This window comes from Flavobacterium pectinovorum (assembly GCF_006438875.1).
GTDB lineage: Bacteria > Bacteroidota > Bacteroidia > Flavobacteriales > Flavobacteriaceae > Flavobacterium > Flavobacterium pectinovorum_A.
The window spans coordinates 254,297-274,675 of sequence record NZ_RCZH01000005.1 but is presented as its reverse complement, the minus strand read 5'-3'; the positions used below and the strand labels follow the sequence as shown (position 1 = coordinate 274,675).

Genomic DNA, 20,379 nt, shown 5'->3' with positions numbered 1-20,379 from the left:
TAATCTAAAAAAGACTGTTATGGAAACTATTTACACTATTGATTCTTTACATCAGATGATTGAAGAACTGGAAATCCGACAGGATGCCGAATGGTGCGCTATTAAAGACGAAATCGATGAAATCAAAGAGAATTTAAAACCTCTGAATCTCATTAGAAACACGGTCGAAGAAGTTAACGAAACTGTGGGCTTTAAAAGCAATTTGGCACAATCTGCTATTAGCATCGGAATTGGTTATCTCGCAAAAAGATTTGTTGTAGGCAAAACCACTTCGACATTCAAGAATATCTTTGGATCGCTGTTACAGCTTGTCGTGACCAATTTAGTTTCAAAACCTCATGAATCCTCAAAAGAGGAATCATAATATCAAGAATCATCAATAGAGTAATTGTCGAACTAAATTTTATGTATTATGGAAAAGTTAACCGAAATAGTATTAAAGAACAGTGTGTACATGTACTCTAATCTATATAAATGTTTTGAATTCACACGAGTATTTCTAGGTATCTAACTTGCTTTATACGTTTTTGTAGACAAACGGTTAAACAGTTAATATCCTTCAATATATTTTTTTAAAGGTTCTGAGGGACTAAGGTGCTGAGTTGCTAAGACCTCTTATAAACCTTAACCTGAATCTAAAAAAAGAAAAAGTCTGTTTCAATGATGAAACAGACTTTTTTTTTATAATGTTCTGAGACACTAAGTTGTAAGGTATAAAGCTTCTTTGCATATTTAGAAAACGGTTTAAATAAGATGCACTGCTGTGCATCTCTACGGAAAAACCTTTGAACCTTTGAACCTCTGAACCTTTGAACCTTCAAAAAAACCTACTCCTCTTCGTATTCACGAATTAAAACATCCGGATTTGCGGGATCAATGCTTTTCGAAACTTTAATAAGCAATCCTTCTTCCGAATATTCATAAGCGTTTTTAGGAAAATCGTCTACAGTTCCATTTTCATGAGTAATACTTGTTGTAGTAATATCTAAGTAATAAAACGGATCCAGAATTTGATCTTGTGTTATTAAATAAGGCTTACGATCGCTGTTATAAACCGATATTTCGGTATCATAATATGACTCTTTATCATCTGTATAAATTGTCGTCATCTTGTTTTTCTCATAAATATAGTGTCGGATCATATAGAAAATCGTCCCGGAACTATTTCCATAATGTGTGGTAATTAGTCTTCCTTGTGCGTCATATTCGTAGGTATCAATCGTTACATTACCGGCTGGATCAGTAGTTGTAGCTTTTGTAATTAAGTTGTTTTCGTAACTGTATGTAACTTTTTTCAAAATTGCTCCTTCTCCATTGCTAAGTGTTTTACTGGCTATTTTTGCTCCATTGTAAACAAAATCAGAAACCTGAACCATTGCCACTCCAGTTTTTGAATCGTTATAATTGCGTACTGATTTTACTACAAGAGTATCTTTATAAGTGTATTGTATCGTATAATTTCTTTTGCTGTTTGCTGTCGAAGTATTGGTTTGTTTTGAGAGCAATTTCGCAATTTTCATTTTCTCAGAACTTGTGACATTAAATTGGTATGATCCGCCAGCAAAATATACAGTAACAGTTGCTGGTGAGATAAACGTTTTTTCTATGATTTTGCAGGTATAAACCGTTTCACCAATTTTAAAACTATAAATAACCGAAATACCCTTATTTACAGTAATTGCGGTTACCTTATATTCTACTCTGGTATTTTCAAATATATTCGAAAATGAAATGGTTTGAGTAAGCGGATAATAAATCACCGAAACTGGTTTAACAACATCCGGAATAGGTTGTGGAGAGGGATCTGCATTGTTAGGGCGCGATGTACCGGAACCTTTAATCTTTACAATTCTTTCACCATAAAAAGCTTTGTATTTTGTTTGTGTTGGTTTTACATCTGCATAGACAATTTCAGGTTTAGTACTTCCATCTTGAGTATCACTACTGCAAGATGCCATTCCTAAAATTAGTAACAACAATAACATTCCTTTTTTGAAATCCATAAATATTTTTTTAAGCCGACCCATTTATCATGTCAGGTCATTACATGTTACTATAAAAACAATAATTTTCTCACTAAAAAAGCCAAAACTACACTTTTATCTTAATATTTTTAAAAAAAATCTCAAAGAATTCGAAACTTAATAAAACCCCGAATTTTCAACAATTCACACCAACAAAAAAGCCGAACTACAAAGTAGTTCGGCCCTATATATAATATCCAAGATAAAACCTCAGTCCCTAAGAACCTTAGCACCTCAGAACCTTTTTTTTAGAAAACCTCAGAAGCTTCTTTTAATTTCTCCATATTATTAACCAACTGTAATTCGGAAACAATTTTGTGGATATCACCATTCATGATGTTTCCTAGATCGTAAAGTGTCAAACCAACTCTGTGATCTGTTACACGACCTTGAGCATAGTTGTAAGTACGAATCTTAGCAGATCTGTCACCAGAACTAACCTGAGAAGTACGTTTTGTAGCATCTTCAGCTTCTTTCTTAGCCAATTCTTGTTCGTATAAACGAGAACGTAAAACGCCCAACGCTTTATCTTTATTTTTATGTTGTGATTTCTGATCCTGACATTGTGCCACTAATCCGGTTGGAATGTGCGTTAAACGTACTGCAGATTTCGTAGTATTAACAGATTGTCCTCCAGGTCCTGACGAACAGAAGAAATCAACACGAACATCGTTCATATCAATTTGCACATCAAACTCTTCAGCTTCCGGCAAAACCATAACTGTAGCTGCCGATGTATGCACACGACCTTGAGTTTCTGTCTGAGGAACACGTTGTACACGGTGAACACCAGCTTCAAACTTCAAAGTTCCGTAAACATCCTCTCCCGAAACCTCAAAAATAACTTCTTTGAAACCACCTGAAGTTCCTTCGTTCATATCTACAACCGAAGTTCTCCAACCCTGGTTCTCACAATATTTAGTATACATTCTAAATAAATCTCCTGCAAAAATACTCGCTTCATCTCCACCCGTTCCGGCACGAATCTCGACCATTACGTTTTTAGCATCTTCAGGATCTTTAGGGATCAACATAAACTTGATTTCTTCCTCAAGTTCCGGCAATCTTTCTTTTGCTTCATCTAGTTGCATTTTGGCCATTTCGGTCATATCTGCATCACTTCCATCAGCAATAATTTCGTTTGCCTCATCTATATTAGCCATCAAAAGCACATATTCATCACGCTTTCCAGCCAATGCTTTCAAGTTTTTGTACTCTTGATTCAATTGCACATAACGTTTCTGATCAGAAATAACATCCGGCTGGATAATCAAATCCGAAATCTCGTCAAAACGTTGTTTTACTATTTGAAGTCTATCTAACATTTTCTAATTCCTTTTATTGGAGTGCAAATTTACGAAATTTTTGTTTAAAATTCTATTATTGATTCTTTGTGTTTTTTGAGGGTAATTTTGAGCAGAAGTTTGATGGTTTTTGGGATCTCTATAATTATCGGAACTGCCTATTTATTATATCTTTTTTGGAGCTGTTTCCTGCTATTCGCTATATCTTTTTAGGCAGAAGATTTATGGTAAAACAAGAAATTTTCGTTTGCCTAAAAAGGATGCCGCTTCTATCAGGGCTAAGGCTTTGGGTTTTAATTATATCTTTTTTCTCAAATCTATACCAAAGTCAGATCACTTAATTCATCTGCTAATTTGTGTAATCCCTTAGAAATCTGCAACATTTTATCACTTGACAAAGTTGCCAAACCTTTAGTGTATTGGCGGAATAAACTTTGATTAATTCCTGCATAATGTTCTGCAAAAGCTGATTTGTTGATTACACTAAAATAATCAAATACTTGCTCTAAATCTACTTGATAACTAATATCGAAATCAGCAATTGTAACGTTTTCTCCTTGCTCTTGTAGATATTCTACATGATATTGAAGAACTTCGTTAAAATTTGCTTTTATTTCAGATATACTACTTCCTACTGTAGCTAATCCATCGATTTCTTTTGCATAAGCCGAAAAACCTGTAGAAGTTTTTTCAATAATAACCGAAATTATTCTTTTTTCTGTATTCATATTCATTTGAATTAAATTTAAAAAGCTAGAATTATTTAAGTCCTGCTGCTTTCAAAATACTATTTAAAGTACCATTTGCTATTTCTTTACTCCCATGTCTGGGAATAGTAAGTTGATTCTGTTTTGTCGCATGCCGATACAAATCATGGTTTGCACCATTTTTATAAAGAAACCAACCGTCTTTTTTGAGAAGTTTCAACAACTCATTTACTGAAGCCATCTGCTTTAATTTAAATTACCACATCTGTATTTTTTTTCATGTTTGTGGTATTTAAATGCTCTTAGATTATGTAAATTTATAACAATTTCGTTATATAACAAAATTGTTATAAACTAAATTTAAGTGCTTATGATTTTGCGTAAAATCTTGTAATTAAACCAATTTACTTCTAGTAAAAACTACTTTAATTAAAAATCAGGTGTTTTTACGTAGTGATTAGACTAAATTAAAAACGATGTTTGTTTTTAATTTAAATTGAAATTCACAATATCAAGATACACTTATGGATTTCCGTAAAATTATTGATTTGAAAGGAATTAGTTTTGAGAATTCATTTAAAAAACAAAAAACTAATTATAAATTTCTAATTATGGGATTATTCGATTTTCTAAAAAAGAAAGAGTTTGAAAAAATTTTGAATCTTGAAAAAGAACTTGCAAAATTTAAATCAATTATTGATATTCAAAACGAAGTAGATAATAAAAAAACTGAATTAGAATTACTAATTCAAAACAAGAATAAAAAAATTCTAAAAAAAGTGAAAGAGTTTGATGAATTAAAACTCAATTATCAAACCGCACTTGAAACTTATACTCGTCTAAGAAAAGATGTAAGTTTATATGAATCAAAATTAGATTTAATAGAATTTGGCATTTATGAGCCTTTTTATGATTTTGAAAAATCTGAAGATTACCGAGCTGAACAAACTAGAATTATTGAAAGGCAAAAATTAATGATTCAATTGGAAACTGCAGCAATTTGCAGTACAAATTGGACAATCGATGGAAGTCTTGCAAAAGGCAAAGCATCAACAAAAAAATTTATTAAATTAATTCTTCGTGCATTTAACGGAGAATGTAATGCTCAGATTGGAAAAGTAAAATGGAACAATATCAATCAAATGAAAGAACGTATTCATAAATCATATGAAACGCTAAATAAACTTGGAGAAGGAAGTGCAGTTAGAATATCACATGAATATCTCGAATTAAAAATAAAAGAAATTACTCTTGAATATGAGTTCCAAGTAAAACGTCAAGAGGAAAAAGAAGAAATGCGAGCTATTCAAGAAGAATTACGTGAAGAAGAAAAAGCAAGACGAGAATTTGAACAAGCCCAAAAGCAAGCCGAAAAAGAAGAAGAAACTTATCAAAAAGCTTTGCTTAAAGCAAGAAAAGAAGTTGAAAAAGCTACAGGAGAATTGCAAGAAGAACTAAATTCTAAAATTCTAATTCTTGAGCAAGAACTATTATTAGCTCAAGAAAAAAAAGAACGTGCTTTATCTATGGCTCAACAAACAAAACGTGGACACGTCTATATAATTTCTAATATCGGTTCGTTTGGTGAAAACGTATATAAAATAGGTATGACAAGAAGACTTGAACCAATTGACCGAGTTAAGGAACTTGGAGACGCTTCTGTTCCATTCCAATTTGATGTTCATGCGATGATTTATTCAGATGAAGCAAGAACTTTAGAAAACGAACTGCACAAAGCTTTTTCAAATAAAAAAGTAAATATGTTAAATTACAGAAAAGAATTTTTCAACGTTACTCTAGAAGAAATTGAAGAAAAAATTTATGAATTAGGGTTTAAAGCTGAATTTACAATCTTACCAGAAGCAATGCAATATAGAGAAACATTAGCATTGTTAGAAAAAATGAATTCAACTGAAGGAATTAAAACACTTGAAGATCTAATAACTGAAGAATATCCAACTAGTTTAAACTAATCTTTTTTAAAAATCATTATTTAGCATTTCTACTAATTAACTTAAACCATTAATAACATGAAATTCAACAAAGTATTAATTACATTTTTCTTACTTTCAATTGTATCAATAAGCTATGCCTCGCTATCCGAAGTGTTTCTTCCGAATCTCTTGCTAGTGCAAGCGTTCCGCTCGTCCACGCAATCAAACTAATAACAATTAAAAAAAGTCATAAGCGAAACGTTCGCGCTGTCAGGGATTTTTCTATCTTTTACAAAGAAGCAAATTATTTGACAAGAACAAGTAAGAAGATTTAAAAGAACTAAATAAAGATTAGTTTCCAAAAAAAAACATCAACAATCGTTATTGTAAAATATTATAAACAAGATTTCTATACAATTAAAAAATCACGATGAACAAATTAGAAGCACTTTTCTTAGAAATAAAAAAAGACAAACAATCAAGAAAAATTTCGACCGCTACAATAACACAATTATATGGAGTTTCACGTAGAGGTCCTAGGGTAATTTACACTGTAAATTTGTGGCTAGAAAAATATGAACTAATTATGGAACCCAATTATGCAAGCGCAAATGCATATCATCATGTACAAATAAAGCTAAGACCAACGATCGGTATTAATTCTGAGATTAAAAAACCTAAGTACTCTGAAGCGATTCCTCGAGTTGGTATTATTAAATCTTCTGATCTGAACGACTCAGAAACTGGGGAATTCAAACTTGTTACTGTTCGAAAAGAAATGCCAATAGAAGAAGTTGTTTCTCTAATGTTATATCATAATTTTTCCCAAATACCAATTTTATCGAGTAAAAAGGATGTATACGGACTAGTAAGTTGGAAAAGTATTGGTAGAGCTCTCGCACTTGGTAAAACATGTAAAACTGTTGTCGATTGTTTTGAACCAATTGAAACTATCAATTACGACGAACCTTTGTTCAAAGCAATAAAGATAGTGTTAGAAAAAGAAGTCATATTAGTTAGAGATATTAAAAATGAAATATCCGGTATAGTAACTGCGACAGACATTGGTCAGCAATTTTTAATTCTTTCTGAACCATTTCTTCTCATTGAGCAAATAGAAAATTCAATAAGAATTATTTTGAATGATAAATTAACTTATGAGGACATTAATAAAGTTTTAGATCTGACAAAAATCGAAAAAGAAATAAAACATTTATCAGATTTGACTTTTGGGCACTATGTTAGAATATTTGAAAATGAAGATCTATTTAGAAAGATTGACCTAAAAATAGACCGCGTCTTACTGCGAAAAATGCTTACAGATGTAAACAAAATTAGAAATGAAGTAATGCATTTTAGTCCGGAAGAAATGAATGAAGATGATTTAGCCCAATTAAGAAGAATTCAACGTTTTATCCAACAGATAATGGAAAATATTTAATTTACAATACCTCGGCTTTCTGAAGTATCACCCCGCTATTCGAAGTGTACATTGTAAAACGCTACGCAAATGTCTCTGACTTTGCGTTTTTTTTTATGTTCTTTGGAACCGTAAAGCAATCAAAAGTCTCGCTCGTGGACGTAAGCCAATAATTTAACAACAAAAAAATGAAAATAAAATTCTCAATTGTATTTATTATTTTAATTAATAATTTCCTTTTTTCACAAATAAAAACAAATAACAATAATGTTTGGGTTGCAAAAGAATATAGCAAAGATGTAGCCTTATATAATTCAAAGAATTTCTTATTCAAAAATGTATTAGGTTCAACAACTGAAATTGTGCAATTTGAAATAATTCCACTTGCTGCTGCAAGTTCCGGAGAATTAACAACGTTATTATATAAATGCGAAAGCAAACAAAAAGAAGGCTTAGTATTAGGCTTTTATGGGAATTATTGGAATGATACTGGTGTACTATATCAAGGTTATGCATTTAAAAATTTTGAAAAAGAACAAGCAATTGAATTCTTAAATAAAATCCAAACAGCAATTGAGGACAATAAAAAATTCATAAATGATGAAGCTGACAATAATAATATCTTTTTTAAATATGATGATATTGATGTTTTAATTTGGTCTTCTTCTCAAAATTATACAATTAGATTATTTTGGCATGGCTTTGATAGTTCTTGGGAAAAAACTGCCTTTGATCGTTCTAAAAGAAGATTTGAAAAGAAGATTAAATAAAATACTAAGAAATTAAATATCAACTAAAGTAAAATATAAATGAAATTTCATCAGCTATTAATATTTCTAGCAATCATAAGTTGTAATAATAAAAGTAACAATCGGACTTTTGTTTCTGAATTGGGATATACAATTGTCTTGCCTGAAAACTGGGATGAATACGAAGATGAAAAAAACACAAATGCTTTTTTTGATATAACAGAATGGACAGGAAATCTACGAATAATTTCCGCTCTACGAAGTGTTCCTTCCGAAGCGCTACGTAAATGTCTCTGACTTTGCGTTTTTTTGTTATTTGGAACTATAAATCAGTCAAAAGTCTGCTGACTTTTTTACAAAATGTTATAGAAAATTATGAGTTCTTTTTAAGAAATAAAACTTCATCTAAAATCATAGAAAATGTAATTTGCGTATTTTTAGACTAATTATATAAAAATGGCGCAAAATCAAAGATATTTGCACACCAGGTTCGGTAAATAAATTTCAATTCAAAATTAATTCACTAAATAATGAATAAAGTATTACTATCATTTCTTTTAATATTTATACTGAATTCTTGTAATAGAAAAAAAGAAGTAGAAGAATTAAAAAAATTTGACAAAAAAGGAAACTTAATTGTTTACAACGAAGAAGTTTATTTTAATATGTGGATTAAAAATCGAAATCTAAAAGTTACGATTATTGATACATTTTGTATTAATCAAAAATCCAAAGCAATACGAGACATCAAAAATGGAAAACTAATATATTTTGGTTTTCATCCTAGAGAATTTAAAAAAATGTCCAAAATGCTAAGTAAATATGGTATTCAAATAAAAGAACATTTACAAAGATGTACAAGAATGGGTACATTTGAACCTTATTGCTACCAAGAAGAAATGGGCAAAGAAATTACTCGAAAGTATGGTGGGAATTTTATTGATTCAATCTTTAAAATTGCGCAAAAAGAATACGTTATAGAAAATCCAAACGTTGAATATATGGAAGATGGAATAGATTTACGACAAAAATATATTTTAAATAAAAAAATATGAACGAATAGCAGTTTAGCAATATTATAGGTTTTGTCTCCCGTTCTCCAACTAGCGCGAGCGTACCGTTTCTGCAAATAATCTAAGTAGCACCGCTAAATTTTTAATTACATGAAAAATTTCTATCTATGTCTCTTGACATTATTTCTATTTAGTTTCAGCACTAATTTATTTGCACAAACACAAGTTGAAATGAATCAAACCGCCATTCAAAATCTTGCCAAAGCTGACAATGAACTTAATCAGGTTTATAAAAAGTTAGTCAAAAAATTAAATGAAAAAGAGAAAAAATTATTGATTACTACTCAGAAAAACTGGATTAAATTTAGAGATTCAAAATGTGAATTTGAAAAAGAAGAGTATAATGGAGGTAGTATTCAGCCTTTAATTTATTATACCTGCCTTGCTCAATGCACAAACGATAGAACTAAAGAGTTAAAAAGCAATTTAGAAGATCGGGAGAAGAGATACAATTAGTATTTCCCCCGCTAGAATTATCGTCCCGCTCGTGAACACAAGCCAGCCAATAACAAAACGATGAAATATTATGCAGGCAATAGTGGGTTTTGTTTTTCAAAAGAAGATTTTACGGTTTCGCGTAAGGAAATTAAATTTAAAGAGGCTATGTTTGAAAAAAATACACCGTTTAATCCCAAAAAACCAAATAACTAAAATCTGTCAACTAAAAACCAACCCACTACAAATGAAAATTATCTATACTTTACTTTCGCTCTTTGTTTTACAAACTATTTTTTCGCAAGCTACTATTAAATCTAAAAGTTATGGAACTTTAGAACTTAAAGAACTTGACTACGGACTGGCAAAAGTCGAAGATGGTACAACAGAACAAGTTAACAACACTCCAACTGGCACTCATGGCTGGTTAAAGGATTTTGTTATAATCAAAAATACCGATTCGATTAAAGCTGTAAAAAAAGCAAATTTTGGAGTTGTTTATATAGTAGAAGCCAAAGACACTGTTAATCTGGCGATCGACATTGAATGGATTTATCCGGAAAAAGTAACAAACAGTAAAGGAGAAAAATTTAAAAGCATAAGATATACCACTCAAAGACCATCAAATATTCCTTCTGCTTCTTCATACAGCTTAGATGAACCTTATGAATTAATTAAAGGGAAATGGGAAATGAATCTTTATATAGAAAATAAACGTGTCTACAGTAAGACATTTATTTTGTACTAAGTAAATTTTGGTTCTTTACTGTAAGCCTCCCGCTCTCCTAAGTATTTCAAAATATTCCTTGCTAAATATTGTAATCACTGTGCGAAATCTAAAGAATTCGTACACATTACAATAGTCACAAAGAAAAGTAAAAACTATACTGAACAGAGAAACAAAGTTTTAAATCATTAAATAAAACCTTAACATAAAAAATGCAAAAGAAAGAGAGACATGGATGTTTAACAGCTTGGTTAATTTATTTAATAATTGCTTATTCATTTAGTACAATTCTTTATTTCTTTAAAACTGATGAAATGTCTAAGATTGCTCAATATCAAATTTCAGAAAATATGATGTTAATCCATGGTTCACTTGGATTATTAGGTATCCTGTTCTCAATAATGCTTTTTAAATGGGTGAAATTAGGATTTTGGGGTATTTTCAGTATTAGCATAATATTGTTTGTATTACAATTGCTAAATAGTAATAGAATTATGTCGCCAATTTTTATTGTGATTTGCTTGGTAATCCTTTTTGCTTTATTACAAATAAAAAAAGGCAATGTGAGCGGTTGGAATAATTTAGAATAAGATCTCTATTCCTTATGTTGTTACAACACTAGCTCATCGAAGTGTTCTTATAAAAAGTTACACAAACTTCTCTGACTTTCGTGATTTTTTAGAAACCATAAACCTGATAAAAGATTCTGGCTTTTACAAATTACTTCAAAAAAAATATTAATAAATTATAAATTACAATTATGAAAAAAATATACTTTTTTCTTTTATTGAGTTTACTTTCTTATAAAGGTTTTTCGCAAGAATCAAATTGTGAAAAATTTAAAATTGGAAAATTTCTTTATACCAGCGAAGGTCTTCCAAATATAACTGTGACTCGAACTGAAAAAATTCAAACTGAAGTCATTAAAGAATCGGCAGAAATAATTCAAGGTACAATTATCTGGAAATCAGATTGTAGTTATGAATTTACCTTTTCAAAATGTCCCAGACAAGAGTTTTTAGGAAAAACTATGTCGGTCGAAATATTTGACGCTAATGGAAATATTGCTAAAGGAAAAGCTTTGTTTGAAGGAATGAATATTACTTTCAATTTAGAAAAATTAGAGTAATTTCCTTTACATTGCATGAGTACGTTACTCATATGTACGCAAGTGAAAATACATTAATAAAAATACGCATGAGCCGCATATTCGCCAATAGTCAGAGGACAAACTTAAAATAACAAATTAATATGAAGAAAAGCTTTTACCTGATCGTTTTACTAATTTTTTGCAGTTGCGAAAATTCCTTAAAAGATTTAAAAAAAGAACCCAAAGCCAAAGAAATAGCTGGTAATTGGAAACTAGATGTGCCCAGCTATCCTGCAATGCTTCGCTACAGTTTCAAATGCACTGACGTTCAATTAACATTGCACGAAGACGGAAGTTTTGAAGCCAAAAATTTTCCTAACGTAATGAATGAAGCAACTACAGAACAATATGCCGATTGCCAAAACATTGAAGGGAAATGGAGCATTGAAAAAAGAATGACAAAAGAGAAATGGGCAATACTTTTAATAGCTGACGAAAGTCAGGCTTACGGTAAAAATAAATCAATTCTTTTTGATTTATTCCTGCAAAATGAAAGACTGATTTTAAGGCATTCTTTTAGGGATTATAAAGATACCGACTCAGATGAAAGATTACAATTTTTTAAAATATAGGCTACTCTCGACTTCGTTATACTAAGTATTCTTAATTAACGCTACGCAAATGTCTCCGACTTTGCATTTTTTTTACGTTCTAGCAGAGTTGTTTTTTATGATAAAAACAAAAAACATCCTGTAAATCAGTATTTTCTGAATTAATTTATATATTTGATACTTGCCAAAATCTATTCTTTAATTATTTTTTTTAACAGTACTACTAATGAAAGAACTTATTAAAATCGGCCGTGCCTTTTATGGTATCGGTGTTGTTGCTTTGGGGATTCATCAAATTATTATCAAAAAATTTCGTTCAGAAATTTTATCTCCATTTCCTGCTTGGGCTCATAACAATAGTATCTTCCCCATTCTTACCGGAATAGCTTTGATATTTGCCGGAATTATCATTTCGGGAGTATTTAAAATTAAATTTAGTGACACTAAAAAAATATGCCTTTATTTAGGTTTTTGTTTTCTTGCTGCGATCATCACTTCTCACCTACCTTATATTATAATGCTTAGTGCAGATAAAACTCCGGATTTTCAGGTTTGGATAGATGCTCTCGAAGAATTAACCTATAGCGGTGGCGCGTTTGTAATGGCAGGATCATTTGTAGAGAACAGTTCTGCTGGAGGTGAAAAGAATTTCACCTCATTATTAGAAAAACTTATTCCGTGTGGGCGGGTTTTTTATTCGATTCTTATGATATTATTTGGGTTGAGTCATTTTGCTTTTGCCAAATTTCTCGTTACAATGGTTCCAAAATGGTTACCAGCGCCCATGTTTTGGACTTACTTTTTTGGTGTTGCCCTCATCATTGCTGGCATATCGATTATTTTTAAAATTCTAATAAAACCAATTGCGCTTCTTTTAGCGCTTACGCTTTTATTGTTTTTTCTATTCTTTCATATTCCGGATGCCATTGCAAACCCATCAGCAGGCGGTGGAAATGAAATTGTACGTGCATTTATTGCGTTGCTTTTCTGCGGTATTGCATTAGTAATCGCATTAACAAATGATCGTAAGACAGCTTTAGGTGAAATAATACAATCCTAATTAAAAAAACAAAAATGTTTTAACGGAAAGGTACATTGTAGAGGCGCACAGCAGTCTCATGTTCCAATTAGAAATCTGCAAAGATGCAATCCTTGAGTTAGACGCATTGCTGTGCATCTCTACAGATAAATATTACGCATATATTTCGTTAGTGAATTGGGTATCATTAAAATTTTAAGCCAGCGAGGACTTCGGGCGGCAACAATGAAACTCAATACTATTTATCAAAACAAAAAAACATCCCAAAAAAGAAACCTTCTTGGGATGTTTTTATAAATCTAAAGCATAAATAATATTAAACTTCCTCTTCTACTTTTAAAATTTCTAATTTCAAATTACCTTTTTTAGCAGGCCATTCTATAAGATCTCCTACTTTGTACCCTACCATTGCAATACCTTCATCAGAAAGAACCGAAATTCTGTTTTTGTTTGCTTTTGCTCTTTCAGGACCAACAAGAAGAATTGTTTTCTCTTCATTATTCATATGGTCTTTGTAGGTTACTCTTCGGTTTAACGAAACAATATCTTCGGGCAGATCTCTTCTCAATACCTGAGATGCCTTTTTTAACTGGGCCAATAATAACACTTCTTCTTCTGCTGTTACTTTTTTTCTTCTTACGTGATCTTTGATTAAATCGTATGTTCCTGTGGTTACAATAATATTTTGTGACATAACTTTCTTGCTTGCTTCATTTTATATAGAGTATGATATTGAACTCTTCACTGAATATCTTGTAGCCAAACTAATTCAATGATATCATATCCTGAATAAAATTGAGGATTTAAATAAATTAACTATGTTATAGGAAAGAATCCCTGCCTAGAGTTGTGACAGGGCAAAATAAATAAACTCTTTTGAGCTTTGTAAGAAGGTATCATCATGCAAATACAATAACGTGCACATTAAGCACATCAAAGAACTATTTACTAAATAAAAATTTGCAGTTACCATTATATTCTAATATGGCAGCAATATACGTATTTTTTCTTACAAAAAAAACAAGATCTGTTTAAACTCTTCTGATTTCTGATTTCTGAAGAATAGATCCCCCGCTAATGCGAACGTAATGTCATTAAGTTAAGGAAATATCTATCCCGTCCCGAAGTTTCGGGATTGGAACTTTGCCGAATAAATCTCGCGCAAAGGGCAAAAGCGCAAAGAAAATGTATGTAAACTTGGCGGCTTTGCGCCTTTGCGTGATTTTTTTTAGTATTAATTGTCAATGAAGTTTGTGCAAATCATCCAATATCTCCATTTCATCTTCCGGTAAAAGTTGTAAGGCAATTTCAAGCAAAGTCATTACATTATTATCTGCTTCATTAAATGGAAAACAGGCCTGACTTCGAGCATCGTCATTAAGTAAAATAATACTTGCTTTTAGAAGACTTGAAACCATTAAGTTAAGTTCGTTATAACCGGATACTTTTAGATTTACGCTAAACGAATTGTCATTATTATTTTCTGATTTTAGCTTTTTGAATTTATTGATTCTTTTCATTGATTCCAGAAATTCTGTGACCTTTTCTTTATGTTGTATTTCCATGATTTTCTCATTTTTTCTTCCAAACAAAACTACAAGTAATAGATGACTTTTAAGTGATTGTAAACAATCGGTCGTATGTAACCGAAAACTGAACGCATCAAAAAAAATAATTAGAGTTCGAATTTTTAACTTTATATTCGTCTTAAATAAATTTTCAAAATCGCTCAATCTTTAAAAATAAATCCAGGCGATTTAATTAAAGATTTATAATACTTTCAAAATTTTCATTTTCGCAAGTGAGAAAAAATTGAATCAGACTTATAACTATTAAAAATATTCTTTGCATTAAATGAAAATACATTCGAAATTTAGAACCCTTTATTTAATTAGAATTAACATGTTTTATATCATATTTGATTTCTTTTGTCTTTCTAGTTTTTTTAATAGTTTTCGAACTGAAGATTTTATAGTAGGCTTAGGATCAATTATTTTTTTAGCATTGAGTATATTTTTTCACATTGATAAACTTCGTTCAGTCACTGAAATTATTGTTTTAGAAAAAGGCTTACAAAAAATAAGTTTAGCTTCACAGAAAACAGAATTTATTCCTTTTTCGTTTATGGTAAATATTCGAACAGAACGCATTCAAGGATCTTATAGTGATGCAGGACAAATAACTACCGGTTATTTTGAAAGTACAATACTTCTTGAAAATGGCGAAGAATTATTAATTAGCCCTGATCAATATGATAATTATAAAGAAATTGTTGTCGCAATTAGGGATAAAATTTAAAAAATGAAGAAATATTTTGTAAAATCATTCTATGAAAAACTGGAAACAAGTATTTAAATATCTTCCTATTCTATTTTTAATATGGTTTATGGCGCATACCATATTTATCACAATTGATGGTTTGCATGATAACGGAAAAAGTGCAGATGTTGCCGTTATTCTGGGCAGCAAAGTAAACGAAGACGGAACATTATCTGAACGTCTTGAAAAACGTTTAGAATGCGGGCTAAATTTATATCGAAATAAGCGTGTAAAAAAAATAATTGTAAGTGGCGGTTTTGGCAAAGAAGGTTTTTATGAAGGCGACAAAATGAAAGAATTTTTAGTTGCCAATAAAGTTCCTGACGCTGCAATAATCGTAGACAATTTAGGAAACAATACACGTGCAACGACAGAGAATGTAACTAAATTACGAGATAGTTTACACTTTAAAAGCATAATCGTAGTATCACAATATTTTCATATCACGAGAACAAAAATGTTATTCAAAAAACGTGACTTTCAAAATGTTAATGGCGTGAGTCCAAATTACTTTGAATTCAAAGATGTATATTCTTTACTAAGAGAATTTGTGGGTTACTACACGCAATAAAAATGATAAATTTTAATTCATTAAAATAAAACCCATATGATATTTGAAAACCAAATATTAAACTATTTTGGTCCTAATTTAATAAAAAGAGACATTAATTTTATTAGCAGCGAAACATTAACCACTGAAGAAATTGCAATTATTACTGAGATTGGTTTACCCAATAATATTCTGGATTTTCATTTTACAAATGATATTTCTTTATTATCTCCATCAGAAATTGTAATTGGAAAAGTCCATTCTGAAAATAATATTATTCTTAATTTAGAATCCCGAAATATTACAAAAAACAATCTTAATTACTTCCTAGCAAAATCACTCAAACATCTGTTTCTGCAATTATACACGTACAATCATTTGTGGAAAAATGTTATTCCAAATAAACATTTTGGTGCTTATAGAGAGAATTCTAATTTTAAAAAGTACGCTAAATTTTTAGAAACACAATTGTTAGAAATTGATCCGGATTTATTGAAAAATGATAACGCCTACTTTTGGGGTTCATTAATCGAGGATATAGAGTTTGGTATCGTTGGATAATATTATTAATACTTAAACAAAAAATTTCAAAGACAGAAATTAAGAAAATAGAAACACTAAAAAATAAAATTTATACTACATTTGTAAATTAAATCCTTTGCTATGTTATTGACATTAGATATAAACCAAATGGCTGAGCCAATTGTACAAGAAACCAGACATCCTAGTTTCTTGATTGGCATTTTATCATTTGTCAAAAAGAGATTTGCAAAAAAAATAAGCAGCAAATTAGATTTTTTTATACTTGAATTAGAGGGTTCATATTTGCACGTTGAAGAATTAGATCAACAAAACGCCGAAAAATTATTATTTGATACAAAAAAAATAATCGCCGATTTTTATATAATTAATGAAGATCTTAAAAAAGATAACTACTTTGATAATGACTCATTAAGTGAAAAATTTAATTATTTATTTAAGACTTTGTACAAATTCGAAAGCAAACTTCACAAGATCGCTTACAAAGATGTTGCAGTTACAAAAACACCTGACGAAATATTAAATGGTATTTCAAAAATAAATAAGCGTAATTTATCTAAACTTGTAGATTAATGGCATTTAACAGAGGTGATATTATAGAAATTGTTTTTGAATTGCCATACAACGAATCTTCTAAACCACATCCCGTAATAATAATATCTAATGACGACGTATATGAACAAGACGGATTATACATTTGTGTCATGATAACTCATATGAAGTCAAAGGATCAATATACTTTTGAAATTACAGATGAAATGTTAGTAAAACAAGGAGATGGCGAATTTTCACAGGCTCGTTGTCACCTAATAACAAATGTAAGTGATGAGGATATAATTACAAATGGTAACAGAAATTCTATGAAATTAAATTTTATTGAAAGACTTGTTACTCATATAGAAACTGTGGCTTTGCGTTAATTTTTTTTTACAATTCCCTAAAGTTTGCACGAACATAACTTATGGAACACAATCTTGAATTAAGCAACAGCACATTCCATATTTTTTTGTTCGATTATCTGCATATCGATTATTTTTTGAGTAATAGTTCCTCTTTCAAATAAGCGAATGAATTTGAAAACCGCACTGACAAAATATCCGGGGTTTGAAACCAATCGGGCAATTTCAGTTATTCTTCCGTCTCTTAGTTGTGTACACGCTTCTCTTTGATTTTCGGGAACTGCCACAAATTCATTGGCAAATTTCCAGGCGCCGTCTCTGGCAGTTTCCATACTAAAATCAATACAAAAATTGTCTATTTTGCCTGTCCATTTTAGGATTATCGTGAGCGTTGGCCAAATTTTGATTAAGCATTTTTCGACACCTGCAACTAGATTGCTAAGAATGGCGTTTATTTGGTCAAAATCGTGTTTTAAACTCTCTATATCTTCGATTGTGCTAACTTGAGCCGAGGCAATTCCTAAATCAAGATTCACATGTGCATTGATTCCCAGTAGTAAATGCTGAAGGACTATTGGCCAAAAATCTTCTGCTTGCTCAAAGGCAAATCCCCAACATTCTGATGGTTTTTCTTTGGCTTTATATTGATAATAGGCTTTTATATACCGATTAGCAAAAATAATATCCAACTTTTCCATTCGCTCGCCATTTTGAAAAGAACCATCCTGAATACCTTCTTTTACTTTTACGGTAACTTCCCGATATAACGTAGCAAATAAACCGAGATTGCTTTGCTCCAGTTTTGATTTTTCTATTATTTCATCCAAAAACTGAATTACTTCGTCTATAGTAGTTGCTTGTTTCATAATTGGTTAGGTTTATTTTTTTGGTAGAACGAATATAATTCTTTTAATCTGGTGAAGAGTCTTTTTTGAAGCAATTATCCTGTTATTTTATTTTAATACCAAAAATTCATACCCTAAATTTGTAATCGACTGACTTCGCCTAACGCTCTAATCATTTTAAAATAGTCTTTACGGTTTTACGTAAGGGAATTGATTTTAAACGAGTTAATTTTGGGAAAACTTTTAATCTGCATTTAAACATAATAACCAAAACCCATGAAACTAATACTTGCCATATTACTTTTTATTTTCAATTTGACATTATGTGCACAATCGAACAATTTTGCCGGTGACTATACTCGTTCACTTAGTGAAGAAGGAAAACATACAATTGAATATAAATTGACCTTAAATCAAGATGGACCATTTGTGTTTCATTCGTACACAAAAATGCAAGGCGGAATTCCTCCTGAAGTAAATAAATACGGAAAAGGGAAATGGAGCGCAAAAAACAATATGATTACTTTTTCGACCAATAAACAAGATGACTTTGACGAAAAATATACTTTGGATTTTAATAAATCTACAGCGAGATTTGTAACCAAAAATCCTAAAGACAAAACAGATCAAATAGTAAAAACAAGACTTACGTTTCTGGAATCTGGAATCCCGTGGATGCAAAAAAATGATATTTTTAAAATATAAAATGTAACAGAAATTTCTTGTAATGCAAAATTGCTTAAACGAACTAAATTCCCATGAATTTAAAAAAAGAATATTCTATAATTATAATGATCCTTTTTGTTTTCTTTATGTTCTATAGACCTGTAGTTTGTTTTTTAATTTTGGGAACTCTACTATTATATTATGGAATTGATAGTCTAATTTTTCTAAATTATATCAGCAAAAAAGGAATTGAAACCATGGGAAAAATTTTAGCACATGAGTCCGACAATGAAGGCTACAAAACACCAATTATTGAATTTCTATCTCCCGAAGGAAAACTGTTAAAAGGTAAACCACATTATTACGCAGCATCAGACTTGAGTAAATTTAGAACTTATAAAGGTGACATAAATAAAAACGTTAGAATACTTTACAGCTTAGAAAATCCCGAAAAATTTGTTATAAAAACCGAGAAAAGTTTTAATTACGGAACCATAATATTTGTAATAGCTGTAAGTTTAATTTTTATTGGTATTGGAATTGGTAATATTCTGGGATTTCTAAATATGGAGCATTAAATTACCAATACTTTGTTCTTAAAACCCAAAATTGGAGTAGAAAGTTTCCAAACTTGTTAACTTTACAAAAGCGCTTGAACCATATTCTATTCGACTAAAATTAATACAACTTTGCCTTTGTATAATATAGATTTCTAATCACGGAGCTTTTGGGATATAAATTAAAGTTCATTCTTAGATCAAAAAATAATGCACATGCCAAATAAAAAAATTACAGAAGCAATTATTGACAAAATAAATATTGGTTACGATGACTATGATCTTGAAAAGTTTTTAGAGCAACAAGAAGTAAATTCATCCGATTTTGAAACATTGATTGAAGGCGCTAAAAACAAAATCTTAGAACATAACTTAAAAACTTATCCAAAACAAAATAAATCAACATTCATCTTTTGTCTTTCTTTGTTTGCTGCACTATTTCTTTTTTTTGTCATTATTCTTCCATTATCAAATATCAGTAACGGAATAATACCAATTTCAATCTTGGGCGCAATTTCGATAAGTTTATCCGGATCTTATGCTTTACTGTATTACAAAAGCTGGAACAAGGATTTTATTGAAAAAATTGGAAAGCCAAAATTTGATTTGCAAAACTATATTCTACTTTTTAGTTTGCCAACTGTTTTAATTTATTTTATGATTTCTAAGTCTTTTATAAGTGGCTCGGGTTACCATCTGTATAAATTAAATTCAACCATTAGACTGATAAATTCTCTATTTTCCTAACATTTTTTTTAGGAGCTAATCCCGCTATTCGTTATAATCTTTTGTTCCGCTAAAGCTCCACAAAAGGATTTCCACTTCTATCGGGGCTAGGCAATCATTTTCATAATAACATTTTCGTTTAATTTGTCATTTCGAGGAACGAG

Annotated in this window: 28 protein-coding genes; 21 read left to right on the top strand and 7 right to left on the bottom strand. The window is 30.4% G+C overall.

The window, feature by feature from the left end:
* The first annotated feature begins 19 nt into the window (after positions 1-19).
* Positions 20-364, top strand: coding sequence for a hypothetical protein (locus tag EAH81_RS09415; protein WP_140506250.1), 345 nt, complete (start codon positions 20-22; stop codon positions 362-364).
* A 463-nt stretch (positions 365-827) separates the two neighbouring features.
* On the opposite strand, the gene EAH81_RS09410 is transcribed toward EAH81_RS09415, so the two are convergent.
* The 4 genes from EAH81_RS09410 to EAH81_RS09395 form a co-directional block, all read right to left on the bottom strand.
* Positions 828-2,003, bottom strand: a complete 1,176-nt coding sequence (locus EAH81_RS09410; protein WP_161595800.1) for an RHS repeat domain-containing protein — start codon at positions 2,001-2,003, stop codon at positions 828-830.
* Between the two features lie 269 nt (positions 2,004-2,272).
* Positions 2,273-3,349, bottom strand: a complete 1,077-nt coding sequence (prfA, locus tag EAH81_RS09405; RefSeq protein ID WP_140506246.1) for a peptide chain release factor 1 — start codon at positions 3,347-3,349, stop codon at positions 2,273-2,275.
* A 296-nt stretch (positions 3,350-3,645) separates the two neighbouring features.
* Positions 3,646-4,056: a type II toxin-antitoxin system HicB family antitoxin gene (locus EAH81_RS09400; RefSeq protein ID WP_140506244.1), complete on the bottom strand. Its 411-nt coding sequence runs from the start codon at positions 4,054-4,056 to the stop codon at positions 3,646-3,648.
* 31 nt (positions 4,057-4,087) lie between these two features.
* Positions 4,088-4,276, bottom strand: a complete 189-nt coding sequence (locus EAH81_RS09395; RefSeq protein WP_140506242.1) for a type II toxin-antitoxin system HicA family toxin — start codon at positions 4,274-4,276, stop codon at positions 4,088-4,090.
* A 283-nt stretch (positions 4,277-4,559) separates the two neighbouring features.
* On the opposite strand from EAH81_RS09395, the gene EAH81_RS09390 reads away from it, so the two are divergent.
* The 12 genes from EAH81_RS09390 to EAH81_RS09340 all read left to right on the top strand — a co-directional run bounded on the left by EAH81_RS09390 (position 4,560) and on the right by EAH81_RS09340 (position 13,134).
* Positions 4,560-6,008, top strand: coding sequence for a DUF4041 domain-containing protein (locus EAH81_RS09390; protein ID WP_206669080.1), 1,449 nt, complete (start codon positions 4,560-4,562; stop codon positions 6,006-6,008).
* 391 nt (positions 6,009-6,399) lie between these two features.
* Positions 6,400-7,410 (top strand): CBS domain-containing protein, encoded by a 1,011-nt coding sequence (locus EAH81_RS09385; RefSeq protein ID WP_140506240.1) that lies wholly within the window; start codon positions 6,400-6,402, stop codon positions 7,408-7,410.
* 167 nt (positions 7,411-7,577) lie between these two features.
* Positions 7,578-8,159: a hypothetical protein gene (locus EAH81_RS09380; RefSeq protein WP_140506238.1), complete on the top strand. Its 582-nt coding sequence runs from the start codon at positions 7,578-7,580 to the stop codon at positions 8,157-8,159.
* Positions 8,160-8,198: 39 nt separating this feature from the next.
* On the top strand, positions 8,199-8,435 hold the full coding sequence (locus tag EAH81_RS28125; protein WP_140506236.1) for a DUF3805 domain-containing protein: 237 nt from the start codon (positions 8,199-8,201) through the stop codon (positions 8,433-8,435).
* 233 nt (positions 8,436-8,668) lie between these two features.
* Positions 8,669-9,193, top strand: a complete 525-nt coding sequence (locus EAH81_RS09370) for a hypothetical protein (protein ID WP_140506234.1) — start codon at positions 8,669-8,671, stop codon at positions 9,191-9,193.
* Between the two features lie 108 nt (positions 9,194-9,301).
* On the top strand, positions 9,302-9,667 hold the full coding sequence (locus EAH81_RS09365) for a lysozyme inhibitor LprI family protein (protein ID WP_140506232.1): 366 nt from the start codon (positions 9,302-9,304) through the stop codon (positions 9,665-9,667).
* A 60-nt stretch (positions 9,668-9,727) separates the two neighbouring features.
* Positions 9,728-9,862 (top strand): hypothetical protein, encoded by a 135-nt coding sequence (locus tag EAH81_RS28020; protein ID WP_262711757.1) that lies wholly within the window; start codon positions 9,728-9,730, stop codon positions 9,860-9,862.
* 31 nt (positions 9,863-9,893) lie between these two features.
* Positions 9,894-10,394 carry a DUF3859 domain-containing protein gene (locus EAH81_RS09360; protein ID WP_161595798.1) on the top strand — a complete coding sequence of 167 codons (501 nt, stop codon included), beginning with the start codon at positions 9,894-9,896 and terminating at the stop codon, positions 10,392-10,394.
* Positions 10,395-10,585: 191 nt separating this feature from the next.
* Complete coding sequence (locus tag EAH81_RS09355; RefSeq protein WP_140506228.1) at positions 10,586-10,963, top strand: hypothetical protein; 378 nt, start codon at positions 10,586-10,588, stop codon at positions 10,961-10,963.
* Between the two features lie 170 nt (positions 10,964-11,133).
* Positions 11,134-11,502 carry a hypothetical protein gene (locus EAH81_RS09350; protein WP_140506226.1) on the top strand — a complete coding sequence of 123 codons (369 nt, stop codon included), beginning with the start codon at positions 11,134-11,136 and terminating at the stop codon, positions 11,500-11,502.
* 122 nt (positions 11,503-11,624) lie between these two features.
* Complete coding sequence (locus tag EAH81_RS09345) at positions 11,625-12,095, top strand: hypothetical protein (protein ID WP_140506224.1); 471 nt, start codon at positions 11,625-11,627, stop codon at positions 12,093-12,095.
* Between the two features lie 205 nt (positions 12,096-12,300).
* Positions 12,301-13,134, top strand: a complete 834-nt coding sequence (locus EAH81_RS09340; protein WP_140506222.1) for a DoxX family membrane protein — start codon at positions 12,301-12,303, stop codon at positions 13,132-13,134.
* Between the two features lie 295 nt (positions 13,135-13,429).
* Here EAH81_RS09340 and EAH81_RS09335 read toward each other — a convergent pair whose 3' ends face one another.
* Both EAH81_RS09335 and EAH81_RS09330 read right to left on the bottom strand, forming a co-directional pair.
* Entirely contained in the window at positions 13,430-13,807 is a 378-nt protein-coding gene (locus tag EAH81_RS09335) for a GreA/GreB family elongation factor (RefSeq protein ID WP_140506220.1), read from the bottom strand.
* 547 nt (positions 13,808-14,354) lie between these two features.
* Positions 14,355-14,678, bottom strand: a complete 324-nt coding sequence (locus EAH81_RS09330; RefSeq protein ID WP_140506218.1) for a hypothetical protein — start codon at positions 14,676-14,678, stop codon at positions 14,355-14,357.
* Between the two features lie 337 nt (positions 14,679-15,015).
* Between EAH81_RS09330 and EAH81_RS09325 the strand changes: the two genes are divergently transcribed.
* The 5 genes from EAH81_RS09325 to EAH81_RS09305 all read left to right on the top strand — a co-directional run bounded on the left by EAH81_RS09325 (position 15,016) and on the right by EAH81_RS09305 (position 17,442).
* A complete protein-coding gene (locus EAH81_RS09325) occupies positions 15,016-15,411 on the top strand; it encodes a hypothetical protein (RefSeq protein WP_140506216.1) in 396 nt (131 codons plus the stop codon).
* Between the two features lie 31 nt (positions 15,412-15,442).
* Positions 15,443-16,003 (top strand): YdcF family protein, encoded by a 561-nt coding sequence (locus tag EAH81_RS09320; protein ID WP_140506214.1) that lies wholly within the window; start codon positions 15,443-15,445, stop codon positions 16,001-16,003.
* 36 nt (positions 16,004-16,039) lie between these two features.
* A complete protein-coding gene (locus EAH81_RS09315; RefSeq protein WP_140506212.1) occupies positions 16,040-16,543 on the top strand; it encodes a hypothetical protein in 504 nt (167 codons plus the stop codon).
* A 102-nt stretch (positions 16,544-16,645) separates the two neighbouring features.
* Positions 16,646-17,095, top strand: a complete 450-nt coding sequence (locus EAH81_RS09310) for a hypothetical protein (RefSeq protein WP_140506210.1) — start codon at positions 16,646-16,648, stop codon at positions 17,093-17,095.
* Positions 17,095-17,442 carry a type II toxin-antitoxin system PemK/MazF family toxin gene (locus tag EAH81_RS09305; RefSeq protein WP_140506208.1) on the top strand — a complete coding sequence of 116 codons (348 nt, stop codon included), beginning with the start codon at positions 17,095-17,097 and terminating at the stop codon, positions 17,440-17,442. The genes EAH81_RS09310 and EAH81_RS09305 overlap by 1 nt, the downstream gene beginning before the upstream one ends.
* A gap of 59 nt (positions 17,443-17,501) precedes the next feature.
* Here the strand turns inward: EAH81_RS09305 and EAH81_RS09300 are convergent, their stop codons facing one another.
* On the bottom strand, positions 17,502-18,287 hold the full coding sequence (locus EAH81_RS09300) for a DUF5995 family protein (RefSeq protein WP_140506206.1): 786 nt from the start codon (positions 18,285-18,287) through the stop codon (positions 17,502-17,504).
* 255 nt (positions 18,288-18,542) lie between these two features.
* Between EAH81_RS09300 and EAH81_RS09295 the strand changes: the two genes are divergently transcribed.
* From EAH81_RS09295 to EAH81_RS09285, 3 genes are all read left to right on the top strand, one after another.
* A complete protein-coding gene (locus tag EAH81_RS09295) occupies positions 18,543-18,971 on the top strand; it encodes a copper resistance protein NlpE (protein ID WP_140506204.1) in 429 nt (142 codons plus the stop codon).
* Between the two features lie 53 nt (positions 18,972-19,024).
* Positions 19,025-19,510, top strand: a complete 486-nt coding sequence (locus EAH81_RS09290; protein WP_140506202.1) for a DUF3592 domain-containing protein — start codon at positions 19,025-19,027, stop codon at positions 19,508-19,510.
* Positions 19,511-19,705: 195 nt separating this feature from the next.
* Positions 19,706-20,236 carry a hypothetical protein gene (locus EAH81_RS09285; protein ID WP_140506200.1) on the top strand — a complete coding sequence of 177 codons (531 nt, stop codon included), beginning with the start codon at positions 19,706-19,708 and terminating at the stop codon, positions 20,234-20,236.
* Positions 20,237-20,379: the final 143 nt, after the last annotated feature.

Bases quoted from the DNA above. Each gene is read 5' to 3' on its own strand.
- EAH81_RS09355 (WP_140506228.1), top strand. From the start codon at position 10,586: ATGCAAAAGAAAGAGAGACATGGATGTTTAACAGCTTGGTTAATTTAT.
- EAH81_RS09305 (WP_140506208.1), top strand. From the start codon at position 17,095: ATGGCATTTAACAGAGGTGATATTATAGAAATTGTTTTTGAATTGCCA.
- EAH81_RS09330 (WP_140506218.1), bottom strand. From the start codon at position 14,678: ATGGAAATACAACATAAAGAAAAGGTCACAGAATTTCTGGAATCAATG.
- EAH81_RS09370 (WP_140506234.1), top strand. From the start codon at position 8,669: ATGAATAAAGTATTACTATCATTTCTTTTAATATTTATACTGAATTCT.
- EAH81_RS09295 (WP_140506204.1), top strand. From the start codon at position 18,543: ATGAAACTAATACTTGCCATATTACTTTTTATTTTCAATTTGACATTA.
- EAH81_RS09345 (WP_140506224.1), top strand. From the start codon at position 11,625: ATGAAGAAAAGCTTTTACCTGATCGTTTTACTAATTTTTTGCAGTTGC.
- EAH81_RS28125 (WP_140506236.1), top strand. From the start codon at position 8,199: ATGAAATTTCATCAGCTATTAATATTTCTAGCAATCATAAGTTGTAAT.
- EAH81_RS09360 (WP_161595798.1), top strand. From the start codon at position 9,894: ATGAAAATTATCTATACTTTACTTTCGCTCTTTGTTTTACAAACTATT.
- EAH81_RS09325 (WP_140506216.1), top strand. From the start codon at position 15,016: ATGTTTTATATCATATTTGATTTCTTTTGTCTTTCTAGTTTTTTTAAT.
- EAH81_RS09320 (WP_140506214.1), top strand. From the start codon at position 15,443: ATGAAAAACTGGAAACAAGTATTTAAATATCTTCCTATTCTATTTTTA.
- EAH81_RS09340 (WP_140506222.1), top strand. From the start codon at position 12,301: ATGAAAGAACTTATTAAAATCGGCCGTGCCTTTTATGGTATCGGTGTT.
- EAH81_RS09350 (WP_140506226.1), top strand. From the start codon at position 11,134: ATGAAAAAAATATACTTTTTTCTTTTATTGAGTTTACTTTCTTATAAA.
- prfA (WP_140506246.1), bottom strand. From the start codon at position 3,349: ATGTTAGATAGACTTCAAATAGTAAAACAACGTTTTGACGAGATTTCG.
- EAH81_RS09390 (WP_206669080.1), top strand. From the start codon at position 4,560: ATGGATTTCCGTAAAATTATTGATTTGAAAGGAATTAGTTTTGAGAAT.
- EAH81_RS09410 (WP_161595800.1), bottom strand. From the start codon at position 2,003: ATGGATTTCAAAAAAGGAATGTTATTGTTGTTACTAATTTTAGGAATG.
- EAH81_RS09310 (WP_140506210.1), top strand. From the start codon at position 16,646: ATGTTATTGACATTAGATATAAACCAAATGGCTGAGCCAATTGTACAA.
- EAH81_RS09335 (WP_140506220.1), bottom strand. From the start codon at position 13,807: ATGTCACAAAATATTATTGTAACCACAGGAACATACGATTTAATCAAA.
- EAH81_RS09365 (WP_140506232.1), top strand. From the start codon at position 9,302: ATGAAAAATTTCTATCTATGTCTCTTGACATTATTTCTATTTAGTTTC.
- EAH81_RS09285 (WP_140506200.1), top strand. From the start codon at position 19,706: ATGCCAAATAAAAAAATTACAGAAGCAATTATTGACAAAATAAATATT.
- EAH81_RS09415 (WP_140506250.1), top strand. From the start codon at position 20: ATGGAAACTATTTACACTATTGATTCTTTACATCAGATGATTGAAGAA.
- EAH81_RS09400 (WP_140506244.1), bottom strand. From the start codon at position 4,056: ATGAATACAGAAAAAAGAATAATTTCGGTTATTATTGAAAAAACTTCT.
- EAH81_RS09315 (WP_140506212.1), top strand. From the start codon at position 16,040: ATGATATTTGAAAACCAAATATTAAACTATTTTGGTCCTAATTTAATA.
- EAH81_RS09380 (WP_140506238.1), top strand. From the start codon at position 7,578: ATGAAAATAAAATTCTCAATTGTATTTATTATTTTAATTAATAATTTC.
- EAH81_RS28020 (WP_262711757.1), top strand. From the start codon at position 9,728: ATGAAATATTATGCAGGCAATAGTGGGTTTTGTTTTTCAAAAGAAGAT.
- EAH81_RS09290 (WP_140506202.1), top strand. From the start codon at position 19,025: ATGAATTTAAAAAAAGAATATTCTATAATTATAATGATCCTTTTTGTT.
- EAH81_RS09395 (WP_140506242.1), bottom strand. From the start codon at position 4,276: ATGGCTTCAGTAAATGAGTTGTTGAAACTTCTCAAAAAAGACGGTTGG.
- EAH81_RS09300 (WP_140506206.1), bottom strand. From the start codon at position 18,287: ATGAAACAAGCAACTACTATAGACGAAGTAATTCAGTTTTTGGATGAA.
- EAH81_RS09385 (WP_140506240.1), top strand. From the start codon at position 6,400: ATGAACAAATTAGAAGCACTTTTCTTAGAAATAAAAAAAGACAAACAA.